Consider the following 1,319-nt stretch of genomic DNA (forward strand, 5'->3'; position numbering starts at 1 on the left):
TCCGGTGCGCCCTGGTCGGTGTGTGGTGGGTAACTCGCGGTGGCAGGTGGGGCATTCGCCGGTCCAGGCCCGTATGAGGTCCTGGATGGCGTCGAGGACTCGGTAGAAGGTCAGGCCGGCGCCTCGACTTTTGGGTCGAGGCGCCGCAGGGTGAGGAAGGCGTGGGCGGCGGTGACCAGGGTGACGTGGTGGTGCCAGCCCCGCCAGGTGCGGCCCTCGAAGTGGTCCAGGCCCAGACCGTGCTTCATCTCGCGGTAGTCGTGCTCGATGCGCCAGCGGATCTTTGCCAGGCGCACGAGGCGACGGATCGCGGTGCCGGGCGGCAGGGTGGTCAGCCAGTACTCGGTGGGCGCGCTCGCGTCGGGCGGCCATTCGGCCAGCAGGGTCTCGGCCGGCAGGACGCCGTCCCATGCGGCGCCGCCTCCGGCCTCGGCTGCGGCGAGCGTGCGGGGGATCTTCCCCGCGGGCCGTATCTGCAGGACCCGGAACCGTGAGCGCATCGCTCCGCGGCTGCCCTGGCGCCAGGTGACCTGCCGAAACGCCCGGCGGCCGCCTTCGGCGGCGAGTTCGTGCAGGGCGAGGGGGCTAGTGCGGTAGCGGGGCAGGGCCCTGCGGCCGGCGCCACGATAGGCGGGCGCCACCGGTTCGGCGTCGTGGCGGTGCGCGGTCTCGTCCCCGCGCACCGCCACGATGTAGCCCAGACCCCTGGAGCGCAGGGCATGGCGGAAGGCCGCCGACTGGCCGTAGCCCGCGTCGGCGACCACGACCTGCGAGGCGAGCCCCCAGGCGATCAGTTCGTCCAGCATGTCGATGGCCAGCCGCCACTTCTCGACGTGCCCGACCTCCGGCGGCAGGCCGGTGCGTCGCCGGCGCTCGTCGTCGCGGCCGTCCCAGTCCGGCGGCACGAACAGCCGCCAGGACAACGGGCTGGAAGCCTGGTCGGTGACGGCGTGGACGCTCACCCCGACCTGGCAGAGCGAGCGCTTGCCCAGCGCGCCGCAGTACTGACGCGACGCGGCCACGGACTGGTCGCCGGCCTTCGGGAACGAGGTGTCGTCGATCACCCATGCTTCCGGTGCGAGGGCGGAGGTCATCTTCCGGGCGATCTGTCGCAGCACCGGCGCGTGGTCCCACGGCGACTGGCTGACGAACTGCTGCAGAGCCTGCATGTTCCCGTCCGGCAACCGCTCGGCCATGGGCTGGATCGACTTGCGCCGCCCGTCCAGCATCAGCCCCCGAAGATAGCAATCCCCCTGCCGGCGCTGGTCCTTGCGCGCCAGGGACGCGAACACCTCGGCGACGAACTCGCCGAGGCGCTC

1 protein-coding gene is annotated in these 1,319 nt (G+C 72.6%); it reads right to left on the reverse strand.

The window, feature by feature from the left end:
• Positions 1 to 110: 110 nt before the first annotated feature.
• The coding region (locus tag ACIQI7_RS38940; RefSeq protein WP_401119610.1) for an IS701 family transposase at positions 111 to 1,319 on the reverse strand (1,209 nt) is incomplete at its 5' end.

The sequence above is a fragment of the Kitasatospora sp. NPDC092039 genome (assembly GCF_044756065.1).
Lineage (GTDB): Bacteria > Actinomycetota > Actinomycetes > Streptomycetales > Streptomycetaceae > Kitasatospora.